Below are 17,526 nucleotides of genomic sequence, written 5' to 3' on the forward strand. Positions count from 1 at the left end.
GATTTTTGGGTAAAAAACTAGACAAACAGCATTATGAATAATTTTCCAACGTACATCAGCGTAACTTTTTTTTGTACAACAATTCTTACAATTTGGCTGTTTTGGAGAGCTACCAACTATGCCAAAAGCGTTATTTTAGTTTTATTATTTTGGATAATTTTCCAATCACTCGTTGGCTTATCAGGTTTTTACGAAAACTTTAATGCCTTTCCTCCAAGATTTTTGCTGTTAATCGCTCCTCCTTTTTTATTTATAATTTTATTGTTTAATTTTTCTAAAGGGCAAAAATTTATTGATAATTTAAGTATTGAAAAGCTGACAATGCTACACATCGTGCGAATTCCTGTAGAAATTGTATTATTTTGGTTATTTCTCCAAAAAGCAATTCCTCAACTTATGACTTTTGAAGGAAGAAATTTTGATATTTTAGCAGGAATTTCCGCTCCGATCATCTATTATTTTGTATTTATTAAGCAGTCTTTCAATCAAAAAGTTCTTTTATTGTGGAATAGCATTTGCCTGATTTTATTGGCTAATATTGTCATTAATGCCTTACTTTCAGCACCATTACCATTTCAACAATTTGCGTTTGAACAACCAAATATGGCTATTATATATTTCCCGTTCAATCTTTTACCAAGTGTTGTTGTTCCTTTGGTTTTATTGGCACATTTGGCGGCTATTAGGCAAATTATTTCAAAAAAATGAAATGCTCATCGCTCTTTCGGGGGAGATTTTTCTATTAAAACTTGACGGGTATTTGCATTTGAACAGCCATTGATGGAAGCACTGAAAGTTACTCCATTCTGTGCTTGAAATCCAGGTAATAAGATTACTTGGTTTGCAGCATTATAAGTTACATTAGCTCCAGAATTAATCAAATTATTTCCTGAAATAGTTTGACCAGCTTCATATTTCAAGAATGAATTTGAGCTAACGGGTGCGGTTAAGTCCAATGATGGTTGGCAGTTTGGATTGGATATTTGAATCAAAAAAGTGTCTGCTAAGCATTGATTATTATCTTTAACAATATATTGGGTATTATTGATGGGAGAAACAACCAAACTTCGACTCGTAACATTGGTGTTTTGCCAACCGTAATTGCCATTCCATGAAGCGGTTAGGGTAATATTATTCAAATTTGTTTCTTGCGTAATTGTCTGTTTTACATTTACATCTTTCATAATCGTAAATTTATCTCTAATTACTCCATCATCGGCAATCCATTTGGCGTCCAAACGATTCCCTTCCACTACCAAATACAAAGAGCCTCCATTTGTTGTATTTGAGTAATACATCGCGTTGTGCGGATACGCCGCTTGAGTGGTTGTTGCCCAACCCGCCGAACCTGCCACTACATATAAAATACCTGTGTTTGGTAAATCTGATGTTTTAATATAAGGACAAGAATCTGTCGAGCCATCGTATTGACCGCTTGAAGTAGTAGGATTATGCAATGTAACATCGAAAGTGGGTTCTAAACCTGTATGACCTTTCATGAGGCGTGAACGCTCATAATTATGGCTATGACCACAAAGCACTAAATCAACTTTGTATTGATCTAAAATTGGAACTACATTTTGGCGAATAAATTTTAACTCACTTTCAGTATCCGAATTATGGCTTCCCATTGTGTACGGAGGATGATGCCAATACAAAACTGTCCATTTTTGAGTATTAGCTGCCAAATCAGCTTTCAACCAAGTGATTTGAGGACTGGCGGCATCATATATTCGATAATTATTGGCTGTTTCAAGACCGTAAGAATCCAAACTTACAAAATGAATATTGGCATAATTATAGGAATAGTACTCTTTGTGACCAGACGGAACTCCCCCAACTTCGCCATTACTCGGCAAACTAAAGTTGCTGTAATAAGGCATAATATGGTCTGTTCTGGCTGTTCCAGTAGCTCCATAATCGTGGTTGCCAGGCGTTGGAAAAAGTACCGTTTGTTTCATGATTCTGTCGTTTTGATATGGTTCAAAAAACTTAGTCTGATACTCGGCATCATAGCCAAAACTGTAAGCATTATCCCCCAAAATCAACCATAAATCAATATATTGACTCCCAACATAATCAAGAAATTTGTTTTTAACGGCCACTTGAGTAGCAGTTCCTGTACCACAATCACCTGTTACCCAAACACGGGTTTTCTTTTCAGTACCAATCGTTGGGGCAGTGATAAAATAATTAATATCTGTTCCTTGCAAAACCTCTGTAGTTGAGCCAATATTATAATAATATTGTGTATTAGACTCAAAGTTTATAAGATTTACTATATGCTCAGTTGTTAGCGTTTCGTCTATTACACTATTATTTAAGCTACCTACATTTGTGCCATAATTTACTTTTGTTGACGAAGCAATATTTGTTCGCCAACGAATCTGCATACTACTTGATGTTCCCATTTGCAAATATGGCCCTCGACTAATACTTAAACTAGGGCCAAGTAATTCACAATCAAATGAAATATCCGTACTTGTCAAGCTATTTTGGTGAATTTCGACGGCAATAACATTATTTCCTACTTGCAAATTCGAACCTAAAATAGTTGTTTCGAGCCAAGTATTTCCATCATCCGTGGCATTAGAGCCGAATGTTTGGTAAGTTTGATTAGCAGTAATATTATTTCGATAAACCTCATTTCCATTAATATATACAACAACGCCATCATCTCGTTTTATTCGCAGCGTATAATTTGAGTATAATGATGTTATTGAAAAGTTTTTCCGAAAATAAGTAGTTGTAAATTTATTATTTGCATCACCGCCAAAACCAACAATAGTGGCTTCGTCACCATCTCCGTAGCCTAATTGTGTTGAGCCTGAAGCCCAAGTTGCATCTTCAAAAGCTACTGCTCGCCATGCAGTACCTTGGTCAGAGCCATTATCGAGGTATTTCCAGTTTTGTCCGCTCAAAATCACTTGTGTTTGGGCAAAAACTGTTGATGCCAACAAATAGATAAAAATTGTAAAAATCCTTGAAGTCATTTCGATAAAACTTATAACAGCTATTCATACAAAGTTTATGATATTCATCTTAAAAATCATATATATTTTTTAGTTTTTTACCAAAATATAAATAACTTCACAAAAAAAACTTCACATGAAAACTAAAATTCTATTTTCCCTCGCATTCCTGACATTGTTTTCTTGCAAAAACCAAAACACAAATGATGATAATGAAAAGTTTGTAAAACAATATTTTGAGTATTTCAACAAACATGATTGGAATAAAATGGCTAACCTTTACACCGAAGTTGCTGAGTTTAAAGACCCATCTTTAGGTCAAGGAATTGTCAAACAAAGTCGAATTCAAACAATAAAAAAATATACAGAATTAGCTCGGGCATTTCCTGATGTTAATGACAAAATTGTTAAAATTTATTCATCAGCAGAAAATCATGTAATTGTTGAATTCATTTCCAGCGGCACCGCAATTGATAAGTCAACTTTTGAATTGCCAATTTGTACAATTTTCACTATCGAAAATGGACTAATTAGCAAGGATTTCACTTATTATGATAATTTTTAACTGAGCTATTTAATTTCCCCTCTCCTTTTAAGACATTTCAAAAAAAACCGTTCAATGAAATACTACTAGTAGCTTTTCATTGAACGGTTTTTCGTTAATTATTTCTGAGATTAGTGTTTCTTCACATAACCCAATTGTTCGTCTTCATCTTCAAACTCCAATTCGGCATCTTTTTCCCAAATTTCCATTTCGCAAGGTTTGCAATTAAATTTCAATTTGTATTCGTTTTCGCCATGTTTGAGCGTGAGCGGTTCTACTAATTTTTCCCCCATTGTATCTCGCTGAAATCTTGCACACTTGCCCAACTCATATTTTACACAATATTTGGTGGTCATTACTCGTGCTTTGCCAGGGTCCCATTGTAGTTCAAAAGCTTTTTCGATTTCAGTAACTCCGTGTCTTTTATAAAAAGCTCTTGCCAATTTATTAGAAACATTATAGGTAAAGTCAAGTTTTTCAACTGGATAAGGATGCTCCGTTTTTTTAATCTGAAACTCTTCACGATGATATTCCTTCACACGAATATCAATGAGTTGTTCTAAAACTTCTCTTCTGATTTCGTTTACTTTCGATATTGGTAAAAACCAATTTTGGGTTAATTCAACTGTTATTTCATCTACGACAAAAGGGGTGTTTCCTGTCTTAGCAAGGTTCTTCTTGATATTCGGCACTACTGATTCTTGGGTGTTGGCCAATACTTTTTCGGTATTCATTGCCACTATATTTTGATGACCATCTTCATCAATGACCAATAATTGAAATCCATCTGGAGTTTCGGTAAAACTAAGTTTCACAGCAATTTTTCTGACTGCACTGTTTTCTTTTTCAACCATTTTATTGAATTCTGCATCCGAATTTCGGTAAATAACCGTTCCAACAGGCAATGGCTTAAAAGTATTTGGTACTACAACATTATTGATTATGATATTGATTTGAGCACCGTCGGCTTCACCGTTAGCATTTATAAAATACAGGCCATCGCCATTATTTAGTTTTTCATAATTTTCAATTATGTAACCATTGGCTTTCACTTCAAGCACTTTACCAATCAACTGCCCTTGCGATTTAGGACTTTCCCAATTACCAATTTTTTCTTTGCGTTTATTTACAAAATAATCAGTATAGCCTCTGTTGAAACTTCTGTCCATTTCTGGCTCAAAATTATAAAACGTTCTTCCTGAAGAAGCTTTTTGATATTTTTCGGTATTATTTTCTAAGAAGGCATCAAGTTTTTTTCTGAGAAAAGAGGTGTTATTTTTTACATAAACAATATCTTTTAAGCGACCTTCAATTTTAAAAGATGTCACACCCGCTTCAATTAAATTTGGTAGTTGGTCACTCAAATCTAAATCTTTTATAGATAATAAATGGCTATTGGCAATTAATGTTTTGCCCGTTCCATCAATTAAGTGATAAGGCAAGCGGCAGTTCTGAGCACATGAACCCCTATTAGCACTGCGTTCTCCGCCAGCAATACTCATATAGCAATTACCACTAAAAGACACACAAAGAGCCCCAGAAACAAAAAACTCTAGCTCTACATCGGTAGCTTCGCTTATTTCTCTTACTTGGTCTAAGTTCAATTCTCTCGCCAAAACCACTCGTTTCATTCCAGCATCTTTCAAGAATTTGACATGTTTTGGGTCTCTGTTATTGGCTTGTGTACTGGCATGAATCACTATCGGAGGTAAGTCCATTTCCATGATTGCCATATCTTGTACAATTAGGGCGTCAACGCCAATATCGTATAATTCATAGATCAACTTTTTGCATTGCTCCAACTCATTATCGTATAATATTGTATTGATTACGACAAATACTTGTGCCTTAAATAAGTGTGCATAGCGTACCATTTCGGCAATATCTTCTACTGAATTGGTCGCATTTGTACGAGCCCCAAATTGTGGAGCTCCAATATATACGGCGTCTGCACCAGCATTGATAGCGGCCATGCCTTGAACCAAATTTTTGGCAGGGGCAAGAATTTCAATCTTCCTTTTCATACGATATTTCGTACTATTGATTTTGGCTTAGTTTATAACAAACTACAAAAGTAAGAAATACTTGTCAAAAAAATGTGGCTTAGGTTTAATTTCCGCTCCTTAAATTCATTCAAAATGCTCAAATTATAAGTACAAATAACCCTTTTTTAATTATATTTGCCAAGCTTCTAACCTAAACCCCTACCTTTATGTCAGAAAATCCTTACTCAAAAATGTCTTTGGAAGAACTCAATACCAAAGTAAAGACACTCAAATCGGTTACTTCAATTTTTTCAGGAATACTCTTTGTATTGGTTTTTGCAGTTGTATTTTTAGGTATCAGAAAAGGTTTCAGTGCAATATCGATTGTGCCTGTCGCTTTAATTCCAATACTAATCATTAATTTAGGAACGCTGAAGAAAATTCAAGATGAAATTAAATCAAGAAATAGCTAGTTTTTGATTAGGTAAACTTTCAACTAAGCAATTTTTAAGTCAAATATTTTATTTACTTAAAATGTTTGTCGCAAATTCCCCCATAATAAGTCGTTTTTACATAAAAAAAATGTAAACAACTTATTATAAATTTGTAATAATAATTTATAAAACGAAGTGATGGAAAAGAAAACTTATCAAAACATTGACGAATATGTAGCAGATTTTAGTGATGAAGTAGCGGCATTACTCAATCAAATCCGTCAGTGTATCAAAGAAGTTGTGCCAAATGCCGAAGAGGTGATCAGCTACAATATGCCTGCATTTAAGCAAAAAAAAGTGCTGGTTTATTTTGCGGCATTCAAAAATCACATAGGTTTTTATGCTTTACCTTCTGGAAATGTGGCTTTTCAAGAAGAACTTTTAAAATATAAAGTTGGCAAAGGCTCAATTCAATTTCCTTTAAACCAGCCTATTCCATTCGATTTAATTAAGAAAATAGTAGCTTTTAGAGAAGAAGAAGTTGAGCACAAATCAAATAAATAGCATTTTTTGATTTCGTTCAATTACCAATTTCATCTGCATCAAATATTGTGATAGGTTTACCCATCATTGAGATTCGATGCTCGCTTCCCCTTCCAATACTAATTTTAGCGACTTCCCTGAGTCACTTAATTCATATTCGACCGTTACAGGAATTGTTGAATGAACTTTTCTCATAATAATTCCATTCATTTCCAACTCTTTTAATTCTTTTGAAAGCATTCTTGGTGTTATCTTCGGAATGCTCTTTTCTAAATCCTTAAAGCGTTTTTTTCCGTACAGCAATACCCCAATAATTAGCAATTTCCACTTGCCATTCATCACATTCATTGTGTCTTTTATTGCCAAAATCAATCCAACAGGACAATCTTTTAGGGTTTCTGTCTCTTTTAATGTCTCCATAATGACCTGATTATTAAATGTATAGTAAACCTAAACCTATTACATTTGTATTAAAAATAATCTAAAGAAAATGAAATTAATAGATAAAATGAATTGACGTTATGCAGCCAAATCAAAGAAAGGTGAAGTTGAACAACAAGGTAAAGCTGTTTACAACATTTGAAATAATCAAATATAAGTCAGTCAATTATTCTCGAAACATTTTTCATGGATTTTTACTGTTTTTTTAGTTTTCTGAATAGCTTTGCTCATTCAACGTTAATCTATAAAAAATGAAAAAAATCTTTTTACTGTTTGTTTTAATTTCAATACATTCATACGCCCAAAAAACTCAACAAATTGCCAATATCGGTGATTTTACGACTATCAAAGGTGCAATTATTAAAGATTGTAAAGTTGGTTATCAAACCTTAGGAAAACTCAATGAAGCCAAAAGTAACGCGATTCTTTTTCCCACATATTTTTCTGGGAAAAGTAATGATATAAAAGCATCGGCCATAGCTTGGGTTGATACAACGCAATTTTTTGTTATCTTGGTTGATGCCCTAGGCAATGGTATCTCCTCCGCACCTTCCAATACTGATAATTTTCCAGAAATCAGTATTCGTGACATGGTAAACTCACAATACACTTTACTTACTAAACAACTATCAATCAACCATTTACATGCAGTCATGGGCGTTTCTATGGGTGGAATGCAAACTTTTGAGTGGATGGTGGCGTACCCAGACTTTATGAATAAAGCGATTCCAATTGTTGGTACGCCCAAACAATCTTATTATGACGTATTGCTTTGGAAAACCGAATGGGATGCCATAGAAGCGGCTGGCATGAACCCAGATGCTCGTCGTGAAGCCATGCGTCGTGTTGCCGAAATACATAATCTGCATTTGTTTACGCCTATTTTTTGGAATAAATCTCGTAAATCAGAAGATGCTTACACAGCAATTCAGAAAGCTGGAGACGACTACGTAAAAAGTAATCATCCCGAAAATTGGATTGCTCAAATAAAAGCAATGTTAGGACAAGATATTTATCAATCTTCGGGTAAAACTTTACTCGAAATGCCAAATTATCTCAAAGCAAAAACATTAATAATCGTATCGATTCAAGACCAAATGGTTAATCCATTAGCAGCTATTAATTTTGCCAAAACACTAAATATCAGCACTTTAGAGTTAACTGGTGATTGTGGACACGTAGCTACTGCCTGCGAATCTGACAAAGTAAAAGAAGCTGTCAGAGCATTTTTGTAAATGTTAAAATTTTCTATTTATCTCTTTCTTTATCAACCAAAACATGAAAAAAATATTATTAATTAGTTTTGTTCTTTTCAGCTTCTTTTCATTCAAAAATAAAGAAATCACGTGCGTTGCCATCGGAGATTCAATCACGTACTTGAACGACCATCCTAAAGAAACTGGAAACCGAGTAAGCAAAGGATACATGACAATGGTTTCGGAAAAACTCCCGTACATAAAATATATTAATCAAGGGCATAATGGATGGACTTCGGGCGGAATTGCAGAAAATATCGAAAAATTGGGGATTCAGCAAGCTGATATTTATACAATATTTTTAGGAACAAATGATTGGTGGCACAGTAGGCCAATTGGGAAAGTAGAAGATTACCAAAATAATACTGGGAGTAGCAGTATTTATGGGTCTTTCAAAATAATTATTGATAAACTTAAAAGCCTCAATAGCAACGCAAAAATCATTTTGATAACACCGCTACAACGTGGCGATTTTGTGTATATCGCCAACTCGAAAAATAATGCTTTTGGCTCTTATAAATCCAAAAATGACCAACAACTGGCCCAAGTTGCTGATGCAATTATTGAAATTGGCAAAATTGAAAATTTTACTGTCGTTGACCTTTATCATAAAAGTGGTATTAATCTAAAAAATATGGTCAAATTTAAACGGCTAAAAGACCCAAAAACAGGCGAATACAAAAATTTTAAATACCCAGATTACATTGCAATTCCCTTCAATCCTGCGACAGATGAATATCCTTATCCTAACGAATCAATTGACATGACTTACGATGGTTTACATCCATCTGATAAAGGAAATGCAGTTATTGCCAAAATGTTGTTGAAGGTTTTGAAGAAAATTTAATTATAAAACGCAAGAAAAGTCATCGTTTGAACGATGACTTTTCTTGCGTTTTATCTACTTTTATTAAACCAAAAAATATTTATTTATTGATTTCTTCTAAAAATCGTTTATTTCTTCTCAATTTTTTTCCAAATCATTTCTAATTCTTCATTTTTTGCTCCTTTTATTCCTTTACTTTCTTCACTGATGTAAGCAATACGCTCTTTAGTCATAGGATGAGAATTGAGATAAGCGGGCATTTTATCGACTCCATATTTTTTTTCTTCTTCGTTCAATCGTTCCATGAGATGAACCATTCCTTTGGGGTCAAGTTTATTATGATACATAATTTTTAAACCTTCCAAATCGGCTTCTTTTTCCATGTCTCGAGTGAAAACCAATTCATAAATATTACTGGCTTGGCTCACCAAAATACTACCGATGGCGTTCATATCTCCAACTACAACCGAAACTATCACCGAACCTGCCAGACTTCTTGCCAAACCTTTCAATGAATGACGCTCTTTCACATGAGTAACTTCATGCGAAAGCAAAGCAGCCAACTCTTCAGGTGTTTTTATTTTCGCTAAAATCGCATCAAAAACCACAACATTTCCACCTGGTAGAGCAAAAGCGTTGACTTGTTCATCTTTTACAACCGTAAATTTTAAAGGATATTTAGTTTGAAAATCTATTTTCTCAGCAAAATGTTGCAATTGATTTGTCCGTTCTTCATCAACTTGCATTTCTCCAACAAAACTTTCGTAAAACTGTTTTCCAAGTTCAACTTCGGTTTCAATTGGAATTTTTAGGGCTATATATTCAGCAATTTTAGGTAGTAGAAAAAAATAAAAACTAGCTGTAATTACTAGAAAAATTGCGATAGAAATAACCACACCCTGAAAACCTGCACTTGCCAACTCGTTTGCAAATGCCCAAAATCCTTCACGACGTTTAGGTAATTGATTTTCTAATACCGAAAAAAGCGTTGAATCAATTGGAAATTCAAGATATTGATGCGGAAATTCACCGTATTTCAACATCGTTTTTCCTTTTCCTGTGAAAGAGCTATAATCAATCTCAGAAATCAGCCAAACTACTTGTCCATTTTCATAATTAATGGTCAGTATATTTCCTACAATGCCTATTTTCGCATCGTAAGGTTGGCTTGTTTTACCATCATAATATATCGCCGAATGTTCCATTTTAATTGGCTTTTAGCCATTGAATTCAAAATTTTCTTTTCATATAAAATAAGCCACTACGCCAAATCTATATCTAGCCAATCGCCTACATCTTCGCCCATGGCATCACGGTAGTCGCTTTCGGTTTGTATCAAAGAATCTGGGTCAAATGTGCCATCAATTTCCAAACGTGGAATCATAAAATGCAAATTTCTGATTTCAACAAAAGGTGTTGCAATTCCTAAGGTCAAAATCATCAAAAGCATATTTACGATACTCAATTGAAGTAAATCAATGAAAGTCATATTTAGTCTTACGCCATGCCATTGTTCGTTTTGCCAAGCGTGTGTATTATCTGCATAAAACTGAAATATTTCTCGTTGACGCATCAAGGCAATAGTTCCAATCACAACTATTAAAAACAGATAAATTACGCCCAACCAAAGTATTATTCCAACCGAAGGTGCTGATAATACATCTGTACTATCTGGTTTCAACATATTGGATATTCCAGCTCCAAAAGCACCCATAAAAATTAAGATAATCATGGCAACAACTATTGCAACAAACGAAAAGGCTACATATTTGAATTTTATCCAAAATAAATCATTTCCTTTACCCGTAAAGTCAAATTTGGTATCACCAAATCGAATGTGTTGCGTAACATATCGGCGTAAATCGACTTGTACCCACGACCAATAAATACCTAAAGTAAAGAATGAAAGCAAAATCCCTAGAAAGAATTTTGCGAATAATTCGCCCAATTCGCCTCGATAACCGAAGAAAATTCCCCGCCATGAAGTTCTTGAAAGTCTATATTTTGCTGTTCCATGAATTGCTAATGGATAAACTACAATCAAGCCACCATACAAAATCAAAAAACCTAAAATCGCCCATTCGTTGCCTTTTGCCCACCAAAAACCACCATAAATGAAGGCAACAATCAAGAGCATTTTCAAATAACCAATAAACATTTCTTTGCCTGTTCCATGAAATTTAAAACGACTTCCAGCAAATTCGGTTTGTTCGTATAGATAATTCAATTTTTCGGCTTTCGCCCACGGATAATAAAAATTGAAGGTAATTACTTGAAGAATGGCATTAATTAAACGAATGACAAAATACTTTGAACCTTCTCCATGAAATGACGGACTCCATGGAGCATGATAAATTGGTTTAGTTACATTTTTTTCACTAACCGTTGGTTCAAATTGTGTCGATATTTTGGTTGAATTATCAGCATCCGAATTTTCTTCAGGCATAAGATTATTTCCAGATGATTGTGAATCATCCTCAGGTTCTGAAGGTATTTCATTTGGTAGATTTTCAGTCATACGAAGGGGGGGGTGTGGTGAAAATAGATATATTTTTGTTGTAAGACACAAACTAAACAGCAACTAAGCCAAACCCTCTTTCAATAAATCATGCAAATGCACAAAACCTAGAGCCACTTTATCTTCCATAACAACCAACTGAGTAATGCTTTGTCTCTGCATTATTGCCAAGGCATTAGCCGCATATTCTTCGGGTGAAATTACCTTTGGAGTCGCATTCATAATATCTTTAGCTTGCAAAGTAGAAAAATCTTTTTGATTATTCAACATTCGTCTTAAATCCCCATCGGTAATGATTCCCATTAGTTCATTCTTCTCATTCACAACCGATGTTGCACCAAGTCTCTTCGATGTCATTTCTAAAATAACAGTCTGAATATCAGCATTTTCAAGTACTTTTGGCACAGCATTATGTGGAAAAATGTCTCTAACTTTTAGATATAATTTCTTTCCTAAACTTCCGCCAGGATGATATTTTGCAAAATCTCGACTCGAAAAATCTCGTACTTCAAGCAAACACATAGCTAGGGCGTCACCCAATGCTAAGGCAGCAGTAGTTGAGGTTGTCGGGGCAAGATTGAGTGGACAAGCTTCACGCTCAACGTGGGCATTAAGTATATAATCCGAATTTTTTGCCAGATAAGAAGATACATTACTTACCATCGCTATAAGCTGATTCCCAAATCTTTTTAATAGAGGCACTAAAACTTTGATTTCAGGCGTATCTCCACTTTTAGAAATGCAAAGCACAATGTCGTCATCCTGAATCATCCCTAAATCTCCATGAATGGCATCAGCAGCGTGCATAAAAATGGCTGGCGTACCTGTTGAGTTCATAGTAGCCACAATTTTCTGCCCAATAATTGCACTTTTACCAATACCAGTTATTATTAACCGCCCTTTTGAATTTAGAATTGCGTTAACACAACTCTCAAAATGCTCATCAATATAACTTTTCAAAGAAAGAATTGCCTCCGCCTCATCTTGTAAGACTTTTTTAGCAACGCTTTGTATTTTTTTTTCTAACTTCGTATTCACTTTATTATCACTTGGTTTGACGACAAAAGTAGTTGATGTTTGGTAAGCGTACAAAAGAAAGTCTATCAAAAGATATTTGTTTGGAAAATGAAATTTATTAAATTTGGTTCAAATCCAATAAATTAAAGCCCAAAGAAAACGTTAAAAATAAATAATTCATAAATTCAAAAATAATAGTAACTTAGCAATAATTACTTACCTATTATAATTTTCCGTACAGCAACATTGCATTTATGGTAGAAGCAGCGATACAACAGACCTTAAAAGAAAAACTCAAAGAAATCTTTGGCTTTGATGCCTTTAGAGGCGAACAAGAAGTCATTATCAATAATATTGTTAGTGGCAATAACACCTTTGTGATTATGCCAACGGGAGCTGGAAAATCACTATGTTACCAATTACCTGCAATGGTATTGGAAGGCACAGCAATTGTCATTTCGCCTTTAATTGCCTTGATGAAAAATCAGGTTGACCAAATGACAGCTTTTGGAATTAATGCTCAATTCTTAAATTCTACACTCAATAAGTCTGAAATGACGAGGGTGAAAAATGATGTTTTGAGTGGAGAATGTCGCTTACTTTACATAGCTCCAGAATCATTGACTAAGGAAGATAATCTTATATTCTTGAAAAAGGCTAAACTCTCGTTTATTGCTGTCGATGAAGCTCACTGTATTTCTGAATGGGGACATGATTTCCGTCCTGAATACCGCCGAATTAGAGGAATTATTGATGATATTGACCCAAAATTGCCCATTATTGCCCTTACCGCCACGGCAACTCCAAAAGTACAACAAGATATTCAGAAGAACCTCAACATGGAGGAGTCTTATATTTTCAAATCTTCGTTCAACCGCAAAAATCTCTATTATGAGATTAGACCAAAGATTGATTCAAAAAAACAACTCATTCGTTATATAGCCAACAACAAAGGCAAATCTGGTATTATCTATTGTTTGAGTCGCAAGAAAGTGGAAGAAATTGCAAGTTTACTAACAGTAAACGGTATTAAAGCTCTTCCTTACCACGCTGGCTTAGATGCAGATACACGCATGAAAAACCAAGATGCATTTTTGAATGAAGAATCGGATGTAATCGTGGCAACAATTGCGTTTGGCATGGGCATTGATAAACCCGATGTTAGATTTGTGATTCACTACGATGCACCAAAATCACTCGAAGGCTATTATCAAGAAACTGGACGTGCTGGGCGTGATGGATTAGAAGGAAACTGCTTGATGTTTTATGCTTATGATGATATTCTTAAATTAGAAAAGTTCAATAAAGATAAAACCGTTACCGAACGAGACAATGCACGTGCTTTGCTCATGGAAATGGTTGCTTATTCTAATTTAGGTGTTTGCCGTCGTCGTCAATTATTAAGTTATTTTGGTGAATATTCTGATAAAGATTGTGGTTTTTGCGATAACTGTATCAAACCTACAAAGAAAATCAAAATAGAAGATGAGGCTGTTTTGGGATTAAAGGCAATTTTCCAAGCTGGCGAAAGGTTTGATATTCAACACATTGCCGATATTCTAACTGCCAATACCTCAAATGCGTATATCCGTAGTCATGAACACGACAAACTCGAAGTTTACGGAAAAGGAAAAAATATGTTCGTCATAAATAATGATGAAGACGACGATGATGAGGAGGATGAAGAAGAAATAGAATTAGAAATTTCTGATGACGACGATGATGAGGAAGAAACTGTAAAACCAGTAGCAGCAAAATCTGCAAAACCAGTAAAAAAAGCAGAAAAAACATCGAAAAAGAACGATAATAAAAAAACATCGAATGATTACTGGGTTTCTATCTTGCGTCAAATGATGGTTTTAGGCTTTATCGAAAAAGATATCGAAAACGCTTACGGTGTTGTTAAATTAACAGAAAAAGGCAAGAAATTTATTCAAGATTCTTATCCAATTACTATTTCTGAAGACCATAATTATGAAAACACAGAAAGTAGTGATGATGACGATATAAGTACAAATAATAATTCAACAGGTGGCGGAGCATTCGATGCTGCTTTATTTGAATTATTAAAAGCATTACGTAAGAAAATTGCCAAAGAAAAAAATGTTCCTCCTTACGTCGTCTTCCAAGACCCTTCGTTAGAAGAAATGGCCACTACGTATCCAACAACTTCACAAGATTTGGCCCAAATCAATGGTGTTGGACTCGGAAAAGTACAGAAATTTGGCAAACCATTTCTAGATTTGATTACAAAATATGTCGATGATAATGAAATTGAAACGACGCAAGATTTAGTTGTTAAATCGGCTGTTAATAAATCAAAAATCAAGATTTTCATTATTCAACAAATCGATAGAAAAATTAATTTAGACGAAATTGTTGAGGCAAAAGACCTTACAATGACCGAGTTAATTGAAGAAATTGAACATATTTGTTATTCTGGTACTCGCCTCAATCTCGATTATTATATTAGTCAAGTGATTGATGAAGACCGTCAAGATGAAATTTACGAGTATTTTATGACTGCTGAAACTGATAATATTGGTGCTGCCTTGAAAGAATTTGAAAGTGAAGACATCACTGAAGAAGAATTAAGATTAATGCGTATCAAATTCTTGTCAGAAATGGCTAATTAGTGTAAAAAAACATTATTCCCTAAAAAAGTAGTATTATATTAACCTTTATTTTATTTTTTAAATCAAAAAAATGAATAATCGTAGTTAATTAATAAAATAAATATACTTTTGTAAAAATTTATCATTCAAATCACAAAGTTACCATGAACATTTTTGTTGGAAGTCTGCCTTTTAAAATCGAAGAACGCGAATTAAAGCAATATTTTGAAGAGTATGGCGAAGTAAGTTCAGTAAAAATCATTACTGACAAGTACACTGGAAGAAGCAAAGGCTTTGCATTCGTAGAAATGCCAGACGATGCCTCAGCTCAAAAAGCTATTGACGCATTGAACGGCTCAGATATTGGCGGACGTTCGGCAGTTGTTAATCAAGCTGAAGAGAAAAAAGAAAGAGACAATCGTGGTGGCGGTGGCTACGGCGGTGGTGGCGGTGGTGGTTACAATCGTGGCGGCGGAAGCGGCGGCGGTGGTGGTTACAACCGTGGCGGCGGTGGTGGTGGCGGTTACGACCGTGACAACAACCGTAATAGATACTAAGAGTTGTTAAGCTTTTAGCTTTACTCTAAAAGGAAAATCAACGCATTTACTATTATTAATAATAAGTGCGTTGGTTTTCCTTTTTTTTATGCCTAGTAAATCGTTCCCAATAGACTTTAATAATTTTGCAATTAGCCTTCAGCTAAAGTTTTATATTTTCTCTGTTTTTTTACAATACACCAACAATCCCAATCATTTGTTTTCAAAATAATATCAATAAAAATGGGGTTATCAAATTGATAACCCCATTTTTATTAAAGAGAATACTATTTGAATAGATTAATCAACATCCCAGAATAATCTTGTAGCAAATACGTCAACTGTTCCTTGTGCAGAAACGTTTGCAGCATTTGAACCAGACTCTGTATTAGGATAGTAGAATCTAACTGGTCTTTTTGCATCTACAACTTGAACCGTTTGTGGAGTAGCAGGTAAGTTAGTTCTTCTGTACTCTGTCCAAGCTTCTAAACCGCTAAAGTTACACAATGCAATCCATTTTTGAGTAGCAATTGCAGCTAATTTATCAGTAGTTGCATCCCAATCATAGTTAACAATATTACTACCTTTAAAAGCATCTGCACCAGCAACACTAGCACCAAATGTTCTGAAAGATTGAGCAATACCGGCTTCAAAGTAAGTTTTAGCTGTTTCAGGAAGAGCCACATCACTGTAACGTTGCTTAGCTTCAGCTAAAAGGAATTGAGCTTCAGCAGCTGTAAAGATAATATATGGTCTGTTATACTCACCTTTTACTAGTAAGCTTGGCCCAAGTGAGCTACAACCCGCTGGTAAGAAACCTGAACTTTGTCCAAATGGAACACCAGTATAATTGGCCATTACTTCTTTATTTGTACTAGTACCAGGAGCAGCACCATTTTCACCACCATTTGCATAACCAAGTCTCTTCAATCTTAAAGAGTCATTTGATTCTTTCATGCTATTTACTAAAAATTTAGTAAGTCTTGGATAGTTATTCAATGCTCTTTTTGCTCCATTGGCATCATAACCCCAACGGTCATAAACTGGATTTAATTTACCAGCAGTTGCCAAGAAGAAACCACTTCCACCAACACCTACATCTTCGCCAGTAATTACACCATCAGCTACGATTTTATTAATTTCTGTTTTGATGTAAGAATCTCTGCCAGCAACTTTCGATTGACGAATTAAAATTCTCAATTTCAATGAATTTGCAAACTTAATCCATTTTGTTGTATTGCCTCTAAATATAATATCAGCACTTGTAAAAGCACTTGCAAAAGGATTTGCTTTCAAGTCAACGATCGCGTCGTCTAATGACTTAATTAATCCTTCATACACTGCTTTTTGGTCATCAAACTTTGGAGCCAATGATTTTACACCCTGTAAAGCATCTGAATACGGGATGTTTCCATACATATCAGCTAATTGTTGAAACAATAGAGCTTGCATTACTTTAGCTGGACCTTTCAAAAATTTCTGATTGTAAGAATCCGCATTGTTGATTACAAATTGATAATCATTTAAGTTATCATAATAACCATCCCAATAGTTGAAATCTCCATTGGTAAAGTTGTACGCAAAAACAGTTGTTGATAAAATATAACCATTCGATTGCGACCATTGTCCAGCCCAATATGAACCTGTTTCATTTGGACTAACCATATTTGTTGCCGATGTATTTAACGCATTGGTAAATACATAGTTTGGCGATGCTGTTGGAAGAGCATTAGGGTTTGTATTGATATCTAAGAACTTTTCATTACAAGCACTCCCTATCAATGCCACAAATGCTAAAACTAATATTGATTTTATTTTCATTTGAGAGTCATGTTTAAA

15 protein-coding genes are annotated in these 17,526 nt (G+C 34.5%); 8 read left to right on the forward strand and 7 right to left on the reverse strand.

Translation table 11 applies throughout. From position 1 onward, the window contains the following. The first annotated feature begins 33 nt into the window (after positions 1-33). Positions 34-708 carry a DUF8737 domain-containing protein gene (locus MJQ71_RS10485; RefSeq protein ID WP_238806567.1) on the forward strand — a complete coding sequence of 225 codons (675 nt, stop codon included), beginning with the start codon at positions 34-36 and terminating at the stop codon, positions 706-708. A gap of 5 nt (positions 709-713) precedes the next feature. Here the strand turns inward: MJQ71_RS10485 and MJQ71_RS10490 are convergent, their stop codons facing one another. Continuing rightward, the gene (locus MJQ71_RS10490; RefSeq protein WP_238806568.1) at positions 714-2,993 is read right to left on the reverse strand and encodes a metallophosphoesterase family protein; all 2,280 of its coding nucleotides are present in this window, start codon (positions 2,991-2,993) and stop codon (positions 714-716) included. Positions 2,994-3,108: 115 nt separating this feature from the next. Here MJQ71_RS10490 and MJQ71_RS10495 point away from each other — a divergent pair, with 115 nt between their 5' ends. Then, the gene (locus MJQ71_RS10495) at positions 3,109-3,537 is read left to right on the forward strand and encodes a nuclear transport factor 2 family protein (RefSeq protein WP_238806569.1); all 429 of its coding nucleotides are present in this window, start codon (positions 3,109-3,111) and stop codon (positions 3,535-3,537) included. A 110-nt stretch (positions 3,538-3,647) separates the two neighbouring features. Here MJQ71_RS10495 and MJQ71_RS10500 read toward each other — a convergent pair whose 3' ends face one another. Continuing rightward, a complete protein-coding gene (locus MJQ71_RS10500) occupies positions 3,648-5,540 on the reverse strand; it encodes a peptidase U32 family protein (protein ID WP_238806570.1) in 1,893 nt (630 codons plus the stop codon). Between the two features lie 188 nt (positions 5,541-5,728). Here MJQ71_RS10500 and MJQ71_RS10505 point away from each other — a divergent pair, with 188 nt between their 5' ends. Then, positions 5,729-5,974, forward strand: coding sequence for a hypothetical protein (locus MJQ71_RS10505; protein WP_238806571.1), 246 nt, complete (start codon positions 5,729-5,731; stop codon positions 5,972-5,974). 159 nt (positions 5,975-6,133) lie between these two features. Further along, on the forward strand, positions 6,134-6,499 hold the full coding sequence (locus MJQ71_RS10510; protein WP_238806572.1) for an iron chaperone: 366 nt from the start codon (positions 6,134-6,136) through the stop codon (positions 6,497-6,499). A 63-nt stretch (positions 6,500-6,562) separates the two neighbouring features. On the opposite strand, the gene MJQ71_RS10515 is transcribed toward MJQ71_RS10510, so the two are convergent. Beyond that, positions 6,563-6,898: a winged helix-turn-helix transcriptional regulator gene (locus MJQ71_RS10515; protein ID WP_238806573.1), complete on the reverse strand. Its 336-nt coding sequence runs from the start codon at positions 6,896-6,898 to the stop codon at positions 6,563-6,565. Positions 6,899-7,170: 272 nt separating this feature from the next. On the opposite strand from MJQ71_RS10515, the gene MJQ71_RS10520 reads away from it, so the two are divergent. Both MJQ71_RS10520 and MJQ71_RS10525 read left to right on the forward strand, forming a co-directional pair. After that, complete coding sequence (locus tag MJQ71_RS10520; RefSeq protein ID WP_238806574.1) at positions 7,171-8,154, forward strand: alpha/beta hydrolase; 984 nt, start codon at positions 7,171-7,173, stop codon at positions 8,152-8,154. A 43-nt stretch (positions 8,155-8,197) separates the two neighbouring features. Beyond that, the gene (locus MJQ71_RS10525) at positions 8,198-9,022 is read left to right on the forward strand and encodes an SGNH/GDSL hydrolase family protein (RefSeq protein ID WP_238806575.1); all 825 of its coding nucleotides are present in this window, start codon (positions 8,198-8,200) and stop codon (positions 9,020-9,022) included. A gap of 107 nt (positions 9,023-9,129) precedes the next feature. Here MJQ71_RS10525 and MJQ71_RS10530 read toward each other — a convergent pair whose 3' ends face one another. The 3 genes from MJQ71_RS10530 to MJQ71_RS10540 form a co-directional block, all read right to left on the reverse strand. Beyond that, on the reverse strand, positions 9,130-10,206 hold the full coding sequence (locus MJQ71_RS10530) for a M48 family metallopeptidase (RefSeq protein ID WP_238806576.1): 1,077 nt from the start codon (positions 10,204-10,206) through the stop codon (positions 9,130-9,132). Positions 10,207-10,262: 56 nt separating this feature from the next. Continuing rightward, positions 10,263-11,519, reverse strand: a complete 1,257-nt coding sequence (locus tag MJQ71_RS10535; protein WP_238806577.1) for a YjgN family protein — start codon at positions 11,517-11,519, stop codon at positions 10,263-10,265. Between the two features lie 63 nt (positions 11,520-11,582). After that, positions 11,583-12,557: a KpsF/GutQ family sugar-phosphate isomerase gene (locus MJQ71_RS10540; protein WP_238807841.1), complete on the reverse strand. Its 975-nt coding sequence runs from the start codon at positions 12,555-12,557 to the stop codon at positions 11,583-11,585. A 233-nt stretch (positions 12,558-12,790) separates the two neighbouring features. On the opposite strand from MJQ71_RS10540, the gene MJQ71_RS10545 reads away from it, so the two are divergent. Both MJQ71_RS10545 and rbp read left to right on the forward strand, forming a co-directional pair. Beyond that, positions 12,791-15,172 (forward strand): RecQ family ATP-dependent DNA helicase, encoded by a 2,382-nt coding sequence (locus MJQ71_RS10545; RefSeq protein WP_238806578.1) that lies wholly within the window; start codon positions 12,791-12,793, stop codon positions 15,170-15,172. A gap of 143 nt (positions 15,173-15,315) precedes the next feature. Continuing rightward, positions 15,316-15,708 carry an RNA-binding regulator gene (gene rbp / locus MJQ71_RS10550; protein WP_238806579.1) on the forward strand — a complete coding sequence of 131 codons (393 nt, stop codon included), beginning with the start codon at positions 15,316-15,318 and terminating at the stop codon, positions 15,706-15,708. 279 nt (positions 15,709-15,987) lie between these two features. Here rbp and MJQ71_RS10555 read toward each other — a convergent pair whose 3' ends face one another. Then, on the reverse strand, positions 15,988-17,508 hold the full coding sequence (locus MJQ71_RS10555) for a SusD/RagB family nutrient-binding outer membrane lipoprotein (protein ID WP_238806580.1): 1,521 nt from the start codon (positions 17,506-17,508) through the stop codon (positions 15,988-15,990). Positions 17,509-17,526 lie beyond the last annotated feature (18 nt).

This window comes from Emticicia aquatica (assembly GCF_923079645.1).
Taxonomy (GTDB): domain Bacteria; phylum Bacteroidota; class Bacteroidia; order Cytophagales; family Spirosomataceae; genus Emticicia; species Emticicia aquatica.

Bases quoted from the DNA above. Each gene is read 5' to 3' on its own strand.
- MJQ71_RS10485 (WP_238806567.1), top strand. From the start codon at position 34: ATGAATAATTTTCCAACGTACATCAGCGTAACTTTTTTTTGTACAACA.
- MJQ71_RS10490 (WP_238806568.1), bottom strand. From the start codon at position 2,993: ATGACTTCAAGGATTTTTACAATTTTTATCTATTTGTTGGCATCAACA.
- MJQ71_RS10495 (WP_238806569.1), top strand. From the start codon at position 3,109: ATGAAAACTAAAATTCTATTTTCCCTCGCATTCCTGACATTGTTTTCT.
- MJQ71_RS10500 (WP_238806570.1), bottom strand. From the start codon at position 5,540: ATGAAAAGGAAGATTGAAATTCTTGCCCCTGCCAAAAATTTGGTTCAA.
- MJQ71_RS10505 (WP_238806571.1), top strand. From the start codon at position 5,729: ATGTCAGAAAATCCTTACTCAAAAATGTCTTTGGAAGAACTCAATACC.
- MJQ71_RS10510 (WP_238806572.1), top strand. From the start codon at position 6,134: ATGGAAAAGAAAACTTATCAAAACATTGACGAATATGTAGCAGATTTT.
- MJQ71_RS10515 (WP_238806573.1), bottom strand. From the start codon at position 6,898: ATGGAGACATTAAAAGAGACAGAAACCCTAAAAGATTGTCCTGTTGGA.
- MJQ71_RS10520 (WP_238806574.1), top strand. From the start codon at position 7,171: ATGAAAAAAATCTTTTTACTGTTTGTTTTAATTTCAATACATTCATAC.
- MJQ71_RS10525 (WP_238806575.1), top strand. From the start codon at position 8,198: ATGAAAAAAATATTATTAATTAGTTTTGTTCTTTTCAGCTTCTTTTCA.
- MJQ71_RS10530 (WP_238806576.1), bottom strand. From the start codon at position 10,206: ATGGAACATTCGGCGATATATTATGATGGTAAAACAAGCCAACCTTAC.
- MJQ71_RS10535 (WP_238806577.1), bottom strand. From the start codon at position 11,519: ATGACTGAAAATCTACCAAATGAAATACCTTCAGAACCTGAGGATGAT.
- MJQ71_RS10545 (WP_238806578.1), top strand. From the start codon at position 12,791: ATGGTAGAAGCAGCGATACAACAGACCTTAAAAGAAAAACTCAAAGAA.
- rbp (WP_238806579.1), top strand. From the start codon at position 15,316: ATGAACATTTTTGTTGGAAGTCTGCCTTTTAAAATCGAAGAACGCGAA.
- MJQ71_RS10555 (WP_238806580.1), bottom strand. From the start codon at position 17,508: ATGAAAATAAAATCAATATTAGTTTTAGCATTTGTGGCATTGATAGGG.